Annotated in this window: 20 protein-coding genes; 1 reads left to right on the forward strand and 19 read right to left on the reverse strand. The window is 52.3% G+C overall.

Features of this window, described 5'->3' with window-relative positions; all coding sequences use genetic code 11:
• Positions 1-9: 9 nt before the first annotated feature.
• From CTH_RS10185 to CTH_RS10200, 4 genes are read right to left on the reverse strand one after another with little or no spacing between them, the layout of a single operon-like run.
• Positions 10-264: an IreB family regulatory phosphoprotein gene (locus CTH_RS10185; protein WP_079906105.1), complete on the reverse strand. Its 255-nt coding sequence runs from the start codon at positions 262-264 to the stop codon at positions 10-12.
• Positions 257-793, reverse strand: a complete 537-nt coding sequence (locus CTH_RS10190; RefSeq protein WP_107753789.1) for a ferritin-like domain-containing protein — start codon at positions 791-793, stop codon at positions 257-259. The genes CTH_RS10185 and CTH_RS10190 overlap by 8 nt, the downstream gene beginning before the upstream one ends.
• Positions 790-1,041: a ferredoxin family protein gene (locus CTH_RS10195; RefSeq protein WP_078665607.1), complete on the reverse strand. Its 252-nt coding sequence runs from the start codon at positions 1,039-1,041 to the stop codon at positions 790-792. The genes CTH_RS10190 and CTH_RS10195 overlap by 4 nt, the downstream gene beginning before the upstream one ends.
• On the reverse strand, positions 1,041-2,333 hold the full coding sequence (locus CTH_RS10200) for an FAD-dependent oxidoreductase (protein WP_078665608.1): 1,293 nt from the start codon (positions 2,331-2,333) through the stop codon (positions 1,041-1,043). Before CTH_RS10200 ends, CTH_RS10195 begins: the two co-directional genes overlap by 1 nt.
• Before the next feature lie 43 nt (positions 2,334-2,376).
• Between CTH_RS10200 and CTH_RS10205 the strand changes: the two genes are divergently transcribed.
• Positions 2,377-2,604 (forward strand): CLC_0170 family protein, encoded by a 228-nt coding sequence (locus CTH_RS10205; protein ID WP_078665609.1) that lies wholly within the window; start codon positions 2,377-2,379, stop codon positions 2,602-2,604.
• On the opposite strand, the gene CTH_RS10210 is transcribed toward CTH_RS10205, so the two are convergent.
• The 15 genes from CTH_RS10210 to CTH_RS10270 all read right to left on the reverse strand — a co-directional run bounded on the left by CTH_RS10210 (position 2,605) and on the right by CTH_RS10270 (position 17,992).
• On the reverse strand, positions 2,605-3,741 hold the full coding sequence (locus tag CTH_RS10210; RefSeq protein WP_107753791.1) for a Ger(x)C family spore germination protein: 1,137 nt from the start codon (positions 3,739-3,741) through the stop codon (positions 2,605-2,607).
• Positions 3,738-4,838, reverse strand: a complete 1,101-nt coding sequence (locus CTH_RS10215) for a GerAB/ArcD/ProY family transporter (RefSeq protein ID WP_107753793.1) — start codon at positions 4,836-4,838, stop codon at positions 3,738-3,740. Before CTH_RS10215 ends, CTH_RS10210 begins: the two co-directional genes overlap by 4 nt.
• Entirely contained in the window at positions 4,835-6,328 is a 1,494-nt protein-coding gene (locus tag CTH_RS10220) for a spore germination protein (RefSeq protein WP_078665612.1), read from the reverse strand. Before CTH_RS10220 ends, CTH_RS10215 begins: the two co-directional genes overlap by 4 nt.
• Positions 6,329-6,506: 178 nt before the next feature.
• On the reverse strand, positions 6,507-6,692 hold the full coding sequence (locus CTH_RS10225) for a hypothetical protein (RefSeq protein WP_078665613.1): 186 nt from the start codon (positions 6,690-6,692) through the stop codon (positions 6,507-6,509).
• A gap of 74 nt (positions 6,693-6,766) precedes the next feature.
• Entirely contained in the window at positions 6,767-9,430 is a 2,664-nt protein-coding gene (gene alaS / locus CTH_RS10230) for an alanine--tRNA ligase (RefSeq protein WP_107753795.1), read from the reverse strand.
• A gap of 45 nt (positions 9,431-9,475) precedes the next feature.
• Positions 9,476-9,622: a hypothetical protein gene (locus CTH_RS14155; RefSeq protein WP_159071924.1), complete on the reverse strand. Its 147-nt coding sequence runs from the start codon at positions 9,620-9,622 to the stop codon at positions 9,476-9,478.
• Positions 9,623-9,761: 139 nt separating this feature from the next.
• On the reverse strand, positions 9,762-9,914 hold the full coding sequence (locus CTH_RS14160) for a hypothetical protein (protein ID WP_159071925.1): 153 nt from the start codon (positions 9,912-9,914) through the stop codon (positions 9,762-9,764).
• A gap of 66 nt (positions 9,915-9,980) precedes the next feature.
• Entirely contained in the window at positions 9,981-11,705 is a 1,725-nt protein-coding gene (gene ptsP / locus CTH_RS10235; RefSeq protein ID WP_107753797.1) for a phosphoenolpyruvate--protein phosphotransferase, read from the reverse strand.
• Complete coding sequence (locus tag CTH_RS10240; RefSeq protein WP_078665616.1) at positions 11,705-11,974, reverse strand: HPr family phosphocarrier protein; 270 nt, start codon at positions 11,972-11,974, stop codon at positions 11,705-11,707. The genes ptsP and CTH_RS10240 overlap by 1 nt, the downstream gene beginning before the upstream one ends.
• 16 nt (positions 11,975-11,990) lie before the next feature.
• A complete protein-coding gene (locus CTH_RS10245) occupies positions 11,991-12,443 on the reverse strand; it encodes a PTS sugar transporter subunit IIA (protein WP_078665617.1) in 453 nt (150 codons plus the stop codon).
• Between the two features lie 76 nt (positions 12,444-12,519).
• Complete coding sequence (locus CTH_RS10250) at positions 12,520-13,884, reverse strand: PTS fructose transporter subunit IIC (RefSeq protein WP_078665618.1); 1,365 nt, start codon at positions 13,882-13,884, stop codon at positions 12,520-12,522.
• A 29-nt stretch (positions 13,885-13,913) separates the two neighbouring features.
• Positions 13,914-14,858 carry a 1-phosphofructokinase gene (gene pfkB, locus CTH_RS10255; protein ID WP_078665619.1) on the reverse strand — a complete coding sequence of 315 codons (945 nt, stop codon included), beginning with the start codon at positions 14,856-14,858 and terminating at the stop codon, positions 13,914-13,916.
• Between the two features lie 11 nt (positions 14,859-14,869).
• Positions 14,870-15,637 (reverse strand): DeoR/GlpR family DNA-binding transcription regulator, encoded by a 768-nt coding sequence (locus tag CTH_RS10260; RefSeq protein ID WP_174182996.1) that lies wholly within the window; start codon positions 15,635-15,637, stop codon positions 14,870-14,872.
• A 126-nt stretch (positions 15,638-15,763) separates the two neighbouring features.
• Positions 15,764-16,249, reverse strand: coding sequence for a (2Fe-2S)-binding protein (locus tag CTH_RS10265; RefSeq protein ID WP_078665621.1), 486 nt, complete (start codon positions 16,247-16,249; stop codon positions 15,764-15,766).
• 252 nt (positions 16,250-16,501) lie between these two features.
• The gene (locus tag CTH_RS10270; protein WP_107753799.1) at positions 16,502-17,992 is read right to left on the reverse strand and encodes an IS200/IS605 family accessory protein TnpB-related protein; all 1,491 of its coding nucleotides are present in this window, start codon (positions 17,990-17,992) and stop codon (positions 16,502-16,504) included.
• Between the last annotated feature and the right edge of the window lie 626 nt (positions 17,993-18,618).

Consider the following 18,618-nt stretch of genomic DNA (forward strand, 5'->3'; position numbering starts at 1 on the left):
ATCCTCCTGTTAGAGCTGATTTAAATAAGTCTTTACAAGTTCTTCCAGCAACTCATCCCGCTCTACCCTTTTGATCAGGGAACGGGCCTGGTTATGGTTGGTAATATAGGCCGGGTCACCGGATAGCAAATAGCCAACCAGTTGATTGATGGGGTTATAGCCCTTTTCTTTCAGAGCCGCATATACCTGTTTCAGGATCTCCCGGGCCTGGTTCTCCTCGCCATCCCGCTGGAACATCATGGTTTCATCATGGATATTATTCATTCTTTTCAGCCTCCCTTGCCGGTTGCCCAGGCTCTCTTATCATAATATTCGCCACAATTGTTTTTTTTCCTCTTTGTGTTGCACAAAATTCCAGCCAGCAGGCATGCAGTTCCTCATCAATGAGATTAAACCAGAGGATGGCTTCTATTTCCCTGTCTCTCACCTGGCGCAACAACTGCCGATAGGAGGAAATGGCCTTTTCTTCCCCCAGTACCGCTCCCCGCAAAACCGTTTCCCAGTTAGCCAGTATCCTGGTCCCGCTGATCAGGGCGGACAGCCCCATTCGGCTGAGCCAGTAACCCCACTGACTTTCCATAAACTCTGGCAACCCCTGGACTTTACCGCCGATGGTTAGCAAGAGACCATTGATATTGCGGACATGCTCTTCTTCAATGGCCGCCAGGCGCAGTAAACCCTGGCGCTGGTGCCTGGTAGGGGCGGCCCTGGCCATCATCTGGTAGAGAGCAACCTGGCCCTGTTCCAGAAAGAGAAATTCATTGAGCTGGTTAATCAGTTCCCTGGTTTTCACCAGTGATACACCACCCCGAAACCGCCCGGAGGCAAGGTCCAGTTGATATTGCCCTGAGGGCAGGCCAGTTCACAGGCTCCACACTCCACACACTGCTCCTGTTCAATCCTGATTCTGTCTCCCTGCCAGTGGAAAACCCCGCTGGGACAGATGAAGGTACAGGGATGTTCCGGGCATTTTTTGCGACAAAGAGCAGGATTTTTCAGAGAAATATGTTCTACCGGGGACGGATGAATTTCGGTTTGCATTAAAATACCCCCCAGTTTTTGATCCCGGCATAGAGATCCTTTACCGTTTTGCCCAGTTTCTGATAATTGACAAACATCCTGACAATCCTTTCCTTTTTCTCCTTTTCGGTGATTAAACCCTCGGTAAAAAACTCATAGGCACTCTGATTGGCCAGTCGGCTGATGAGAAAATCGCTGTCGGAATAATGTTCATAATAGCTGAGGGCATCCTTCCCTGCCTTGATGTCCTTCATAAAGAAAGTGTCATTAAGTTTGCGGGCATAGGCTCCCAGCATTTTGGCAGTAAAATCCCCCCGGGCTTTGGCCTGGATAATGGTTTCCGCCGCATACTTGCCGGTAAGCATGGCCAGGTCCGAGCCCCTTCGCCCGGATATCATCACGGCTGCATCCCCCGCTACCAGCAAGCCATCCCGGTATAGTTTTGGTATCCCCTTATATCCGCCTTTGGGAATCAAGTGGGCCTGGTATTCTATTGGTTCAGCCCCTGCCAGCAGCTTTTTCATAATGGGATGCTGCTTGAAGCGGTCCAGCAGCCATCTGGGACTTAGGCCCTTTTTAATCAGGTCATCCAGAAAACCGCCCACTATAATGGCCACCGTGTCCTTCATCGTCCAAATGCCGGCTTTACCAATGGCCCCGCCGGTGGGCCAGCCCAGCAGGCCGATAGTAGCACCCAGGCCGGCAGGCAGATTAAAGCGGTCCTCGATTTTTTCCGCCGGCAGGGCCAGCACTTCCCGCACATAAAGGGTAACGGCATGGGGAGGAATCTGGGAACGCAGACCCGCTTTTCTGGTCAGCATTGCCATGACTCCCTCAGCCAGTACTGTCACATCCGCCAGAATGCGCTCCCCACCGTCCACTTCCACCCCGATTACCTGCTTGCCTTTTAAGACCAGATCCCGGGCAGTGGTATTGCAATAAAGCCGGGCCCCCGCTCTGACCGCCTGGTCCGCCAGCCAGCGGTCAAACTGGCTGCGGTGTACACAGAACTTATTGTAGGGCGCACGGCCAAACTTCAGACCGGTAAAACCCACATTAATCGCCGAGTCTTCTTCCATCAACCAGAGTTCATCCTTTACCACCGGCCGCTCTAGCGGAGCTTCCTCCCAGAAAGCCGGTACCAGCAACTCGGTGGGCTGACGATAGATGGTCCCGCCAAAAATATTCTTAGCTCCGGGATACTGCCCCCTTTCCAGGAGACAGACAGAAATTCCGTTACGGGCCAGGGTCAAAGCTGTGGCAGCTCCGGCAGGTCCGGCCCCGACCACTACTGCATCATAATGCTCAGGCATATTTTACCTCCCCTGTTGGCAGACTATTGATGAGGTGATGAGCATGGATTTTACTACAACTTCCTGGTTTACCTTTCTGGTTAACCGCTTCAATTTATATTTTTTCCTCCTCTGCCTTTTCTGTGGCCTGGCCCTGCTGCTTCAAGGCCAGTGGTTGCTTCATCAGGGCCAGATCAGGGAAGCCAAACTCTCCGTATACGGGGGCTGGTTCTATCTGGGTCTGGGTCCCGGTCTGTATCTGGGCTTGCGACTGCTGAAAATGATTTTTTGATTATTCCCGTACCCCACTGCGCCGGATATGGGCTTCCACCCGAACTGTTATCGGCATCTCCGCAAACAGGCGCGGCCATTCTTTCTGCCGGGCCTGCCAGTATTGCGGCCAGCGCCGGTACACCTCATTACATAATTTCAGAGCATCGGTTTCATGCCTTTGCATTTTCTTTGCTGTTGCCAGGCAGGTTTGGCGGATATCTTCAGCCAGTACCTCTTCGATGCGGCGCAGCATCTGTACATCTTCCCCGTGTTTCCGAACATGGGTAATTTCCGCCAGGTCCCCTTCCGTACGAATGCGAAACTCCACTTCTGGCCCTGTTTCCGTCAGCGACACCCGGCGGAAAACGCTGGCATCTGTGATGCGAAAGGAAACCTGATGCTCGGGATGGCCCGGTTCATTAATGGTAACCGTTCCTCCCTCCACCCGTCCCATCAGCCAGGCATAGCCAGCCACCTCCTGGCCATTGAGCCAATCCACCAGCTTTCCCTCTTTCAATAAAGCAGCCCCTCGCAGGGAAAACTGTTTGCCGGTGGCTATCACCCGGGGAACTACCACACCTTGCTTTTCCAGTAAAGCATGCAACACCTGGCCCACATTTTGCCGGGGTGCCATGGTCAGGGTATAGCGGCGGTTATCCAGGCTCTCGGCAATGGCCAGAGCAGCCGGTTGCCGGGTCTCCATGCGAATTTCCAGCACTTTTCTGGCATCCCCTTTGGCGATGAGCATATCAGTCCCCAGCCTGACCTCGGGATTGCGGGCAAAAAAGTCCAGCAAAGGTCCCACTCCGCTGCGGGCCACCTTTTCTCCGAAAATGATCACTTTCAGATGTTCCAGTGAGGGTGGACGATTGCTGGTATCCACCAGCAGGCTAAAAACCTGTTGCAGACTCTGGCCTGTACCGCTGATATTCAGACCCGGACTGGGTTTGGTTCCTCCCTCGCCACCACCTCCGGCCATGGCTTCGGTAATAGCCCGCTGCATGGTGACCTGAAAAACCTCTTTGTGCTCAACCGTCGGGGGCCGATCAATGGCCAGGCCCAGCACAAATCCCCGTTCCTCGATCTCCCAGCGGTCCCAGCAACCGCTGAGAAAAAGCAATATCCCCAGCGTTCCCAGAATTGCCAGTTTTCTCATGCTCTTTTCCTCCTCTGCCACCAGGCCAGAGGCAGGAGCAGACCCAGGGGATAGAGAAAAACGAAAATCCCGCCTGCATAACTGAGCCAGTGCAGCAAATAGGCCCGTTGCTCGATATTCTCCGGCACCATGGCCAGAAAATAGAGAACCGGCAATTGCAGCCAGGCCACCGGCTGGAGCTGGCGCAGGCCCAGCAATCGATTCAGGGTCTGTAAAGCCAGAAAATAGGTAATGGCTATACTGTTAAAGGAACTGAGGATCCAGAAAATGATGAAGAATAAATCTAGGCGCTCCAGAAAGGCACTGGCCGGTAAAGTGGCCGCCATAGACAGGGATACAATGGGATAGAGCAGAAAATGTATCTCTTCCCGGCCAAAAACGGCCTGAGCTACAATTACCAGTACGGAAATTACCAGCCAGGGCAGCATAATGCCCCCCAGCAGCCATGCTCCCAGCTTCTCCTGGCTTGACCGTTTCACATTGGGAAAGAAGAAATAAAGGACCCCCACGCCGATAAAACTGGTTATCGCCAGGGGCAAACCGCGTACCACCGGCAGCCAGCCCTGTTCCAGCAGGGGCATCAATTCACCGAAGTCAGCATTGTACAAAGAACCCAGGATGATGGTAAGAAAAAAAACCAGTATCAGAGGTACAAACAGCTGGACAATCCGAGCGATACTCTCTGCCCCGCCAGTGATGAGGGGCAGACAGGTGAGCAACATAGCAATCACCACCACATCCAGAGGGGTACGGCTGAGCAAAAAGACCTTGATGACATCACTGAACATCCGGGTATTGATGGCAGTTATCATCAAAGCAAAAAGGGCAAAGAGCCAGCCCATAATCCAGCCCGGAATTTTTCCCAGAATTTCCTGGCCATACTGGATAATATCCTGGTCCGGAAAATAGCGGGCCAGGCGATAGGCCAGCCAGACCAGTAAGGGCAGGAATGCACCACTGCCCAGGACAGTCAGCCAGCCATCCGCTCCGCTCAACCGGGAAATGTCCCGGGGCAGGCTCAAAAACCTCACCCCGAGGATGGTAGCAGTCATCAGCATGGCCAGGCCTTTGCCACAAATTTTTTCCTTCTGGCTCATGGTTTGTCCCCCATTCGCACCTCATCTCTGGCATTAAAAGTCGAAGGCCTGAGTTTCATAGCCTGCCAGGGCAAACGGAAAATTACATCCTTCCAATCCCGTAAATTAAACGGCACTGCCGGCTGAATATACACCACTCCAAAGCTCTTCAAGCGGACAAAATGGATATTGAGTAAAATAAAACCCAGAATAACTCCGTACATACCCAGCAAGGCCGCCGCAACCATGAGGGGAAAGCGCATCAGTCTGAGGCCAGCGGCCACATTGTAATGAGGGATAGCAAAGGAAGCGATGGCGGTAATCGCCACAATGATGATCATGATCGGACTGGCAATGCCTGCCTGTACCGCTGCATTGCCGATGACCAGACCGCCTACAATGGATATAGTCTGGCCAATGGCCCGGGGTAAGCGGGCCCCCGCTTCCCTTAACAGCTCAAAGGAAATCTCCATCAATGCCGCTTCCACAAAAGCTGGAAAGGGCACCCCGCCCCGGCTGGAAGCAATTGCCATGGCCAGTTTGGTAGGCAGCATCCCCGGATGATAGCTGGTTATGGCAATATAAGCCGCTGGCGTCAGGACAGAAAAGAAAGAAGCGATGAAACGCAGAAATCGAGCAAAAGAGGCTACCTGCCAGCGTTCATAATAATCTTCCGGGGACTGGTACAATACCGGCAGGGTAGCAGGTAACAGCAAAGCAAAAGGGCTATTGTCCACCAGAATGGCAATCCTGCCTTCCAGTAATCCTCCTACCACTTTATCCGGCCGTTCCGTGTGTTGTAACTGGGGAAAAGGCGACCAGAGGTTATCTTCAATGAGCTGTTCCACATAACCTGCTTCAATCAGGGCATCCAGATTGATTTTGTCCAGTCGGCGGTTAACCTCCTCTACCAGCTCCGGAGGAGCCAGATCCTTGATATACATCACTGCTACATCAGTCTGACTGCGTACCCCTAGCTGGCGTAAATCCACCACCAGGCGGTCATCCCGTATCCGCCGCCTCACCAGGGCGATATTGACCATCAGGGTTTCCACAAATCCGTCCCGGGGACCCCGAATCAAGGCCTCAGTAGCTGGTTCAGTGATGCTGCGGGCTGACCAGCCCCGGGTGGAAACAATCAGACAGTGGGAACAATTCTGCAGCAGAACCAGGGTATCCCCGGCCAGCAATGCTGTGACGGCCTTGTTCACATCTTCCTCCCGTTTAACTCCGCCAGCACTGAGTAAATGGTCCATGACTTTTTCCAGCCCAAAGGTGCCGCGAAATTCCCGGCCTGCGGGGTAGTCAGTGGACAGAATTACCAGTGGTTTCAGCACCTGTTCCTGCAAAGTGGTTTTGTCCGTCAGGCCATCCACATAAAGCAGGGCTCCCCTGGCCCCACTGGCCCCAATGGTAAAGTTACGCCAGATTATATCCTTCCCTTCCCCCAGCCGTTCTTTTAGAAGTTGCAAGTTTTTCTCCAGATCGGCACCAAACTTTGCAGCTACCATGTATCCCTCCCCCTTTCCTCTGTTTATGTATTTTGCTACTTTGCGCCAGATAGTATGCAGGCAAAGGAAAAGGGACAGTCCCTCAACTGTCCCCACCTGCTCAGATAACTTCTTTTGTCCAACTGGCAGAAAAAAGCTCCTGAACCGGCATGTAGGCCAGTCAGGAGCCTTTTCCCTATCAGTGAGCTGTCCGCCTAACCGTTGAGCTATCGAGAAAAGCCAGCCACTCCTGAAAAACTTCCTGCCGCCGCCGGTCTTTTTCCCGGCCAATGCATTCCATCAGGAAGTCCAGTTCCCTGTTGTCCATTTCTTCTAACTGTTTGCGGATGGCTGCTACCCGCTCGCTTTCGTAAACGATTTTCATCTATGCACCTCTCCTCGACCTGACTTGTTACCGCAATATTATTCGTCGAGAAGAGGCAAAATCCTTCAGGTAATTTAAACCAGCTGCTGGCTCAGCTGTTGTTCCACCAGACTGTATACCAGCTGTAAGGCAGCATCGGTTCTGGCGGGATCCTTGCCCCCGGCCTGGGCCATATCCGGCCGTCCCCCGCCCCCGCCACCGGCGGCTCTGGCCACTTCCCGGATGATATTGCCGGCATGCAGGCCCCGGCCCAGCAGGTCTCTGGTTACCATGGCGACAAAATTGACCCGTTCCTGGTTGGTTGCTGCCAGTACGACCACACCGCTGCCCAGCTTATCCTTGAGTAAATCTCCCAGATTGCGCAGGGACTCGGCATCAGGTACTGCCACCCGGGCTGCCAGTACCTTGACATCCCGGACCTTGCTGACCTGATTCAGCAAGTCAGCCACTTCCCGTACGGCCAGCTGCTGTTTCAGCTGCTCGACCTCCTTCTCCAGTTCCTTGATCTGAGCCTGAACCTGTTCGGCCCGGCGTACCAGTTCAGCAGGCTGGGTTTTCAGCACTGCTGCTAACTGTTCCAGCTCTTCTTCCTGCTGACGGACCAGAGCCAGTACCCCGGTACCGGTTACCGCCTCAATCCGGCGCAAACCGGCACCAATCCCGCTTTCGGAGACGATTTTAAAGAGCCCGATCTGGGCGGTATTGGTCAGGTGAGTGCCCCCGCACAATTCCAGGGAGTAGTCCCCCATTGCTACCATGCGAACCACATCGCCGTATTTTTCCCCGAAGAGCGCAGTAGCCCCCCGCTCTCTGGCCTCAGCCAGGGAACATTCTTCTGTACTTATGGGCAGAGCCGCCAGGATCTGAGCATTTACCTCATCTTCAATGCGCCGCAGTTCCCCGGCAGTCACAGCCTGCAGATGGTTGAAGTCAAAGCGCAAACGGTCAGGAGCTACCAGAGACCCGGCCTGATTGACATGGTCTCCCAGCACCTGCTTCAGAGCCTTATGCAACAGGTGGGTAGCACTGTGGTTGCGGGCAGTAGCCAGCCGGCTCTCCCGGTCCACCCTGGCCTCTACCAGCATACCTTCCCGAATAACCCCCTCTTCCACTTCCCCGATGTGGACAATCAGGCCATTGACAGACTTCCTGGTGTCAGTGACGCGCACCTTCAGGTCAGGAGCTGTGATCCAGCCCCTGTCCCCTACCTGACCGCCGCTTTCAGCATAAAAGGGGGTTTCATTGAGCACGATCTGCACTTCCTGACCGGATGCAACGGTCTCTACCTGCTGTTCCTCGACGATGAGAGCCACCACATTGGCGGTAGCCTCTAAATGCTGATAACCCAGAAAAGGAGTAGCCCCCATTTTATTGCCCAGTTCAGCCCAGAGTTCCTGCACCCTGGTCAAATAAGCCCCCTCTCCCCGGGCAGCGCGGGCCCGTTCCCGCTGTTCTGCCATGGCCCGGGCAAAGCTTTCCTGATCCACCGTCAGTCCATGTTCGGCAGCAGCATCCTCGGTCAAATCCAGGGGGAACCCGTAAGTATCGTAGAGCAGGAAAGCCTGTTGACCGGAAATCTCCTGGCCCCCGGCGGCCTTGATTTCGGCAATCATTTGCTCCACCAGGGCCATGCCTTCATTCAGTGTGACATGGAAACGTTCTTCTTCCAGTTTGATCACCCGGGCGATATAATCGGCCTTTTCCCGCACTTCCGGATAGGCATCCCCCATCTCCCGGGCCACTACTGCCACCAGTTCATACAGGAAAGGACGGTTAATCCCCAGGATCTTGCCGAAACGTACCGCCCGGCGCAAAATGCGGCGCAGCACATAGCCCCGCCCTTCATTGGAAGGCAATACCCCATCCCCCACCAGGAAGGTACAGGAACGGGCATGGTCAGCGATAACCCGGAAGGGGAAACCCCGTTCATCCCGCTGGTAGGGTTGTCCACATATTTCTTCTACTGCCTTGATATAGGGCAGCAACAGGTCGGTTTCGTAGTTGGAGCTGACATTCTGAATAACAGAGGTGATCCGTTCCAGGCCCATCCCGGTGTCAATAGAAGGCCTGGGCAGAGGAGTCATAGTGCCATCAGCATCCCGGTTGTATTGCATAAAGACCAGGTTCCAGATTTCCAGCCAGCGGTCACAATCACATTTTCCGATAAAGCATTCCGGGGCATCACAGCGAAACTCTTCCCCGCGGTCAATCAGGATTTCTGAACAGGGACCGCAGGGCCCGGTGTCCCCCATGGCCCAGAAATTGTCCTTTTCCCCCAGTCGGATGATTTTTTCCGGCGGCAAACCGGCGATTTCCTGCCAGAGCTGGAAGGCTTCCTCATCATCCAGATAGATGGTAGCATAGAGGCGCTCTTTGGGTAAACCCAGCTCCTCGGTGAGAAACTCCCAGGCAAAGCGGATGGCATCCCGCTTGAAGTAGTCCCCGAAGGAGAAGTTGCCCAGCATCTCAAAGAAGGTATGATGGCGGGCTGTGCGCCCTACCGTATCCAGGTCATTGTGCTTGCCCCCGGCCCGCACGCACTTCTGAGCGGTAGTAGCCCGCCGATAGGGTCGCTGCTCCAGCCCTAAGAAGACATCTTTAAACTGGTTCATCCCGGCATTGGTAAAAAGCAAGGTGGGGTCATTGTGCGGCACCAGCGACGAGCTGGCAATGCGGGCATGGCCCTGCCGCTCAAAATAGGACAGAAATTTTTCCCGAATCTGGTTTCCTGTCAGCATCTGTGTCTCTCCCTTCTAAAACTGCGCACTTAAAAGAAAAAACTCTCACCCCCACAGGGACGAGAGTTTCTCTCGCGGTACCACCCTGGTTACCGGCCTGAAACCGGTCACCTCATGGAAAGCGCTGCTTTCCTGGCTGTAACGGGCCCCCCGGGCCCGGTCCTCCCGGGCCGGCTCCGGACTGGCTGTCACCCGCTCACGCCAGAAACCTTGCAGCCTGTGGGTTTCCTCTCTGGTGACGGAGTAATGGGCAACTCGGTCCTTCTTCGCCTTTGCTCTCAGTCATGATGGAATATTGTAGCATAAGATGGGAGAATTGTCAAACTGGTACTCAATATTCGAGCCCTTCATTAGCTAACTCTCTTAGAGCTAGTTCATATTCTTTTATAAAACTAGTTACCAGACTAACATAGTTGTTATCTATATCATTCTGCATTTGTGCATTATCTTCTTCGTGGCTGTTTTCAGTGTTGCGAATTAGCATATTACCACCTCCCAACTACTATGTTAGTACAGTTCTTACAAATGTAAAGAAAAAACCTTCCACCCTTTAGTGATGGAAGGTTTGCAGTAATTCTCTCACTTCAGCTGTGGTATTGAGTTGCAGGGCCCGCTCCGCCAGTTCAGCACATGCCCTGGCATCCAGTCCGGCAATAATCCGCTTAATCTCTTTGATACTGCCAGCTGACATACTCCACTCATCCAGCCCCAGCCCGACCAGCAACGGTGCCGCCAGGGGGTCTCCCGCCATACTGCCGCACATTCCTACCCACTTGCCTTCCCGATGGGCAGCATCAATTACCAGTTTAATCAAGCCCAGCACAGCCGGATGGAAATAGTCATAGAGATAGGCGACTTTTTCATTCATCCGGTCAACGGCAATGGTGTATTGCACCAGATCATTGGTCCCGATGCTGAAGAAATCCACTTCTTTTGCAAACCTGGCAGCCAGCACAGCGGCAGAAGGTACTTCCACCATAATGCCCAGCTCCAGGCCAGCTTTGAATTCTTTCCCTTCCTGTTTCAAATCAGCTTCGGCTTCCTGATAAATCCGTCTGGCCTCCCGCCATTCCTCCAGACTGGAGATCATGGGGAACATAATCTTGATATTGCCATAAACACTGGCCCTTAAAATGGCCCGCAACTGCGTTTTAAGGAGCTGGGGCTGATTCAAGCCAATGCGGATTGCCCGGTAACCAAGGAAGGGGTTCATTTCTTTTTCCAGCTCCAGGTAGGGTAATTCCTTGTCCCCGCCAATATCCAGAGTCCGGATAATTACCGGGCGTTCGCCCATGATTTCAGCTACCCGGCGATAAGCCTGGAACTGCTCTTCTTCATCAGGCATTTGTTCCCGGTGCATAAAGAGAAATTCAGTACGGTAAAGGCCAATTCCTTCTGCTCCCTGTTCCAGAGCCAGTTCTGCCTCTTCCGGAGTGCCGATATTGGCCACAATCTCAAAGCATTTGCCATCTACTGTACAGGCAGGCCTGTGGGCAAAAGCCTGCAGTTCCTGCAAACGTAACTGCTCTGCTGCTGCCTTCTCCTGATATTCTGTCAGTGTAGCCTGTTCAGGATTGATTATACACAAACCTGCCTGTCCATCAATCAAAAGGTTATCGCTGTGATTGATGCTTTCAATTTCGGCTCCAACTCCCAGAATAGCCGGTATCCCCAGGGAACGGGCCAGAATGGCGGTATGGGAAGTCTTGCCCCCCACTCTGGTGACAATCCCCTTGACCAGGTTCCGGTTTAGCTGAACAGTATCAGAAGGAGTCAGGTCGTCAGCGACTAAAATCACTTCCCGGTCAAGCTCAGCTAAGCTCAGCTGCTGCCCTCCCTGCAAGAGAGTTAACAGCCTCCGCCCCACATCCCGGATATCCGCCGCCCTTTCCCGCAGGTATTCGTTGGGCATCTGTTCGAAGATGCGGGCAAACTCTTCAGTTACTTCCTGAACAGCTCTTTCGGCCGGATAAGAACGGGTCTCCACCCGTTTTATCATTTCCGGATAAAAACCAGGGTCGAGTAAAAAGCTAATCTGGCCTTTAATAATGGTGGATTTTTCTTCCCCCAGTGTTTCCCGGGTATAGTCCACCAATTTGTGCAAATCAGCTTCACACTGCTCTTTCGCTGCCTGCAGTCGCGCCAATTCCCCGGCAATATCCTGTACCTCAGTCAGTTGAGGCTGTTGCTGACTGAGGTGCGGCCGGTAAAGAAACGCCGGGCCCAGGCCGATACCGGCTGAAACCCCCAGCCCATAAATGCGTTTTTCTGCCATTATTCCTCACCAAACTTGCTTTCTATTAATTGAACCAGGGCTTCTACTGCCGCCTGTTCATCATCACCTTCAGCTTCTATGGTAATTTTATCCCCTTTGCTCAGGCCCAGAGCCATCACCCCGAGAATGCTCCTGGCATCAGCCTGATGACCACTGGCGGTTTTAACAGTAATCCGGGAGGTAAAGCGACCGGCTGTTTCAATCAACAACTGGGCCGGTCTGACATGGAGACCGGAGGCGTTTTGAAGTTCCACTTCGCGTGCATACATAGTTATTACCTCCAAACTACAGATTTTGTAGCAGGTTGACCAGTTCTTCAGCAGAAGCTACGGTGTGCAATTTTTGCCGGAAATCTTCATGCATCAGTTTGCGGGAAATGGCGATCAATATTTGCAAATGCTCATTTCCTACCTGTTGTTCCGGTACAGCTATCATAAACACAGAAGTTACGGGTTGTCCATCCATAGCCTGCCAGTCTACCGGCTGAGCCAGGCGGGCAAAAGCCAGTCCGGGAGCTTGAACTGCTGCCGATTTTCCATGGGGGATAGCCACTCCGAATCCAATCCCGGTAGTACCGGTTTCTTCCCGTCTTTTTACAGCATGCAGATACTGGTCAAGGTCTGAAACAAATCCGGCTGCAGCAAGAGCCGCTGCCATTTTTTCCATGCATTCTTCCTTGCTGTTAACTGTCAGGTCCAACAAAGTCGTGTTTTCATTCAGCATATTGCTCAGATTCATGGTTATTTCCTCCTCAAATGGTTGGGATAAGGAACAGGAAAACCTGCCCCTTATCCCATTATGCCCTGTTAACAACTTATTTTTGCTTTTTCAACAGGTTGACCAGTAAAGCGGTAACAACAGTACCTATGACAATGGCCAGCGCATACATCGGCAAATTGCCTACCGCATTGGGAATGGGGAGTACGAAAATACCGCCGTGGGGTGCCCGCAAGGTACAGCCAAAGGCCATGGAAAGAGCACCGGTTACAGCTGAACCAATCATGATAGAAGGAATTACCTTGAGGGGATCAGCGGCAGCAAAGGGAATGGCTCCCTCGGTGATGAATGAAATCCCCAGGACTGCGGCTGCTTTACCAGCTTCTCTTTCTTCCTCGGTGTATTTGTGAGGAGCCAGCAATGTAGCCAGCCAGAGACCCAGGGGCGGAGTCATCCCGGCCGCCATGACTGCTGCCATGGGCCCATAAACATCACTGCCCAGCAAACCGACAGCAAAAGTATAAGCGGCTTTGTTGACCGGACCACCCATATCAAAAGCCATCATCGCGCCCAGAATCAGGCCCAGCAGCACGGCATTGCCGGCACTCAAGCTCTTCAACCAGGCAGTCATCGCATCCATGATAGTTTTAATCGGAGTACCAATTACATAAATCATCAGCAGGCCTACAATCAAGGTAGCAAAAAGAGGTATGATGAGTACAGGTTTAAGGCCTTCCAGATTTTTGGGCAACTTAATGTTATCCTTTAGCCATTTCGCTACATAACCGGCCAGGAAACCGGCAGCGATACCCCCCAGGAAACCGGCACCGATCTTAGAAGCCAGCATACCGCCTACCAGACCAGGAGCCAGACCGGGCTTTTCAGCAATGGAAAAAGCGATAAAGCCGGACAGTACAGGCACCATCAGAGCAAAGGCAGAACCGCCGCCGATATCCATCAGGGCTGCCGCCAGAGTCCCTTTTTGTTCGAAAGCCTTGATGCCAAAAACGAAGGAGAGGGCAATCAACAAACCACCGGCTACGACAAGAGGAATCATATAGGAAACCCCATTCATCAGGTGCTTATAGGCGCCAGTCCGCTGTTTGCTTCTTTCTTCCTTGATTTGCTCTACCTGAGCTACATAAGCGCTGGCAGCCGCCTTTTTGTTAAGGGCCTCGTCCAGCAGTCTTCCCGGGTTCTTGATAGCTTCACCAACTGAGGCTTTGACAACCGGCTTGCCGGCAAAACGGCCTTCATCGACATCGGTATCAGCAGCAACAATAATGGCATGAGCGTCGGCAATTTCCTGAGGAGTAAGCGCATTTTCCACTCCCACTGCTCCTCTGGTCTCTACTTTCAGGTCGATGTTTTTTTCCTTAGCTGCTTTAATCAATGCTTCTGCTGCCATGTAGGTGTGGGCAATCCCGGTCGGACAAGCAGTAACGGCTAAAATCTTTTTCATAAAATTTCCTCCCCCTCTTGCTATATAGCTCATCTCCAATTGATAACCTTGACTCGGGCCAGATTGGCCTCCACTTCTTCCCGGGTACAGACCTGGGTTCCCGCTTTGGAAGCTGCAATGGTGCCTGCTGCTGTGGCCCAGGCTGCAGTTTCAGCCAGAGGCTTTTGTTGCAACAGAGCATAGACCAGAGCTGCCACCATGGTATCCCCGGCTCCCACTGTACTCTGCGGCACTATGGGAAAGGGCTCGGTTACGATCACTTCCTCCCGGTTTAACACTACCGCCCCTTTACTGCCTCTGGAGATTACCGCCAGCTCCACTCCTTGTTCCAGTAGTTGACTGCCTGCAGCGATGATAGCTTCCGTATCTTGCAATGAACGGCCCAGCAGATTTTCCAGTTCTGCCAGGTTGGGCTTGACCGCAAAGGGTTGAGCGGCAAGACCAGCGCGCAGGGCCTCTCCATCGGCATCCAGGACTACTTTCACCCCCTTTGCTTTTGCTCTGCTGATCAGTTCCCGATAAGTATCAGCAGCAGCTCCCTGGGGTAAACTACCGCCCAGAATCAGGTAAGCCGTCTGTTCCAGAACTGAATCAAGCAGCTGGTAAAACGTTTGCATACGAGCAGAATCCACTACAAATCCAGGTTCATTGATTTCCGTAGTTTGTCTGGTGGCAAGATCAACCACTTTCAGGTTGGTGCGGGTTTCCCCCGGTACGCTGACAAAAGCAGTCGTTATCCCCTCATCCTCCAGAGCCTTTAACAGCAGTTTACCCTGCATTCCAGCAATGAACCCGGTAGCCAGTACGCTTACCCCGAAATTTTTCAGTACCCTGGCCACATTTACCCCTTTGCCCCCGGGGTCCAGCCGTACCTCCTGAACCCGGTTTAAGCTTCCTGCGGTAAAGCCTTCGACAGTTACCGTCTTATCCAGAGCCGGGTTTAAAGTTACCGTGACTACTGCAGCTGAATTCATTTTGTTTCCTCCTATGGCTGTGCAAGATGAACCTGAACTCCTTTTTTCTTCAAAGCCATCACCACCTCAACGGGAGCAGCAGCATCCATGATGCAGTGATCAATATCGGCCAGACCGGCAAATCTGGCAAAAGAAATGCGACCGATTTTACTGTGGTCAGCCAGCAGAATTACCTGGGTAGCCGCTGCAATCATTTTGCTTTTTACTGCCGCTTCCAGCAGATTGGGAGTGGTTAAACCTTTTTCTAAATCCAGCCCATTGGTAGCGATAAAAACCTTGTCCACCCGTACCTGCTCCAGGGCCCGTTCGGTTATGGGCCCGACCAGGGCCAGCGTCTCCCGGCGCAGACTGCCTCCGGTCACCAGTACCTCGATACCGGGATTACCCTGTAATTCCTGGGCAAAGAGCAGGGAATTGGTGACCACTGTCAGGTGATTGAAGGTTTTAAGCTGCTGTACCAGATGAAAGGTGGTTGTGCCGGAATCCAGTAAAATGGTATCGCCATTTTCAATCAGCTTAACTGCTTCACGGGCAATGGCTTCTTTTTCACTTTTAAACCTGTCTTCTTTTTCCCAGTAAGTGGGTTCAAAATTAACTGCCTGCAACGAAATGGCTCCACCATGGGTCCGGTTTAACAGTTTGGCTTCTTCCAGTTCTTTCAAATCCCGGCGGATAGTGGACTCCGAAACCTGCAAAAAGTTACTGAGCTCCTGTACTGATGCACGACCATGCTTGTTGACATAGTCCAGAATCAGTTGTTTGCGTTCCTCCCCAAACACCTGCCAGCCCCCCAGTGATTGCCTGATTTTGCTCATTTGTTGATTGTTTTTGATTGTTTCTGCTTATTTTTGATTGTAATTGATTGTTCTGGTCTTGTCAAGAGCAGAAAAAAACTTCGGCCCGTTTTAGCCGAAGTTAATATTTCCCTCCAGTTCCTGAAGATATGCCTGAATCGCCGAACTACAACAGCGTCCCGCCGGGTTTTCGTATTCACAGCGCCTGCCACCCATGGCACCGGTGGCCTTGACTATTTCGGCAAAAGTTCTGGCTCCCTTTTCCCAGGCTTCCCGGATCTGTCCTCTGGTTACCCCCTTGCAATAACAGAGGGGAACATCCAGCCCCGGGTCCTTCCACCAGACCTTGACTGTCAGGGCATCGCGGCCAAAAATCTGACCCAGCTCCCGGTGAAAATAAACCACCTGGCATTCCGGATTCTGACAGAGATGATAGTCTTCCTCCACAATCTGTTCGATTAGTCCGGTTTTGAGCAGATTGCGTAAAGTACGGGGGCTTACGGGCTGCCCCTCATTTCCACAGATAGGGCAGCGGGGAATTTGATTCTTTTCTCCGCAACCTTCCTGGCTACAACAGGCTTGTCCACATCCGGCCATGGCCTGACCTGGTTCAAAAAACTTGACTATTTTTATTTTCAGTCAAGTCGGCCCCCAGACCAGGATTTCGCCTCCTTTCCGAATACTTGATTTGCCCCCGCAGGGCAGGGCGACAGGGGACCTCGGCCCGGGAGTTCCACCCGGACGGGAGTACTGCACCGGTTTTTGCTGACCTCCCCGGTGGGAGTATAACTCCGCCTCCCGCGTCCTGTTAGGACGCCTACCGGTTTCTCCGACACCGGCTAAACTGGGTCACCGTACGGACAGGGCCAATAACTTCAGGTCAGACCAGACGGAGTTATACGCCTCCTGCTCACTCTGGGCAAGCCCGTTATGCACAGAAAGCCTCTCCTCCAGCCGCCTCAAGCAGGCCCTGACCCCACGGGTCATCCCTTTTCCTTCCCCAGGTCTATCAGGATTAACCTTCCGGGTCAGGTTTTGCTTGATTTGCGATACCAGTTGCCTGAGTTCTTCAGTCACCCGTTCCCTGAACCCCATTGCCCGGCGTCCTATAACCAGTGCCGCCGCACAATGCACCGGAACGGCGTAACGTTTCATATACTTCCAGTAACCTATGGTTGAAGTATGCCGGGGTGATACTAACTTGAAAGGCACCCCTTCTTTTGTCGCTCTCCGATACATTGCTCCTACCATTTTCGCAAATGGAAAATTGGAGGCCATGCGGTTAAACTTTTTATTAGTGTCCAGTCTGTCTTTGCTAAAGTTCAGGTTTTCTAAAACAATGGGTTTGCCTGAAAAGAAAGCTATATCTACCATTACTCTGGCTAAAACGCCTATCAGGTAGCTACGCCGGAAGCTGGAAGCATGGGCTAAGTCTGGTATTCTGATATAAAGAAAACCGTTCGGGTAAGGGATAACCTGAAACTCTCCTTCGTACTTGCCCAGGTTGCCGGGATAAGGAACGCTGAAACCCTCCGGCCACGGCTCCGGCTGGCCGGAAGCGCTAACGTTACACAGGGCTACCCCATCAGGGTTTGTGTCTATAGCCAGACAACCTTTAGCAAAGTCCGGTTCCTGCACCCTGACCACTTCAAATGTCAAATGTACCAAGTAGCGTCCTTCATAAAATATCTTAATGTTGGGGTTGCCTCCCTTGCTCTCGTCTCCCCGGGAGTAGAGGCGGTTCCTGCGGGCGTGCCGCCATTTTTCACGGGCGGCCCGGCCCTGGCAGACCTTTTCCCACAGCCTTCTGCCCCCAAAGACTACCTCTGGTATTGTACCCTTCTCCCGGTAATCCTTCAGTTCAGCCAGCCTTTTTGCCAGTGAAACCACCCGCTTGTTCCGCCCCTTGACTGCCAGGCGGAGCTTTTCAATAACTTCTGAAGCAGCCCCCTTTTCCTCTGCCTTCGCCAGTTTCCTCATAGCCAGGCTGAGCTTCTTTCTGGCCCGGCCCAGTTTCTTTTCTGTTTCTTCATTTTCTAACTTCAGCAGTTCTGTTTGGGAGTCCAGCAGGGCCTGTGCTTTAAGTCTGGCATCATCCGCATAGCGGGAGTTCAGCCCGAAAAGTTCTTGTCCTGCCTTCTTGATTTCATGGCGGGAAGCACCTTCCAGGAGCCGGTTAAAGGCCCACCGCATACAGGCACAGAAGAGACGCATCTCCGTAGTCAGCGGGTCTTCTTCACCCCTGCTCCACTTCGAAGACCGGTGAGCCGGGTAAATCTCTGGAAAAAACTCCCTGCACACAGTTATGCTAAATTTGTTCTTCTCGTGTTTCATTGACATTCCTGATCAGCTCCCCGAAACCCTGCCGGACTTTGCTGCTTCTCCAATGGATAATAGTTCCATTTTTTTATTGTAACAAAACAGTTAAATACAATCAATTATAGTCTAGTTTTCTGAAGCTGCTGCATACCTCCTTATTAACTCCTTATAGAGTTCGAACTGTAGTATAAAGCAAAATTCCCACAGCCATTAAAGTAGAAACCCATAAGATAACTTTATTATACTTATTATCGCTAGGATTTTTCGAGGCCCAATAATGAGACATACCCAACAGTATGATAGTTAAAATAAAAAAGAGTGTCCGATACCTGGACAGGGAAGCTGCTAAAATACTACTGAGGCCACTTAGACCAAGTGGTACCAATATAACTGGCCCCAGTCAGCAAATAGATGCGAAGAAAGCGGAGAATACTGAACCGATGCTGGCTATTTTCTCTTTCATATATTTTTTTCCTCCTCTATCTACAATAAAATGGGCAGTTTTAGGTCATGCCCAGGACCTTAAGCCCAGGACCTTAAGTCAGCAGCCACCTTTACAGTGAGCTACCGGCCGCAACATATACCGTTTCCTCAGCATGTTTCTACCCTCCCTTTCCCGTATACGTAATTTCTTGGAAAGATCAAAA

Source organism: Carboxydocella thermautotrophica (assembly GCA_003054495.1).
GTDB lineage: Bacteria > Bacillota.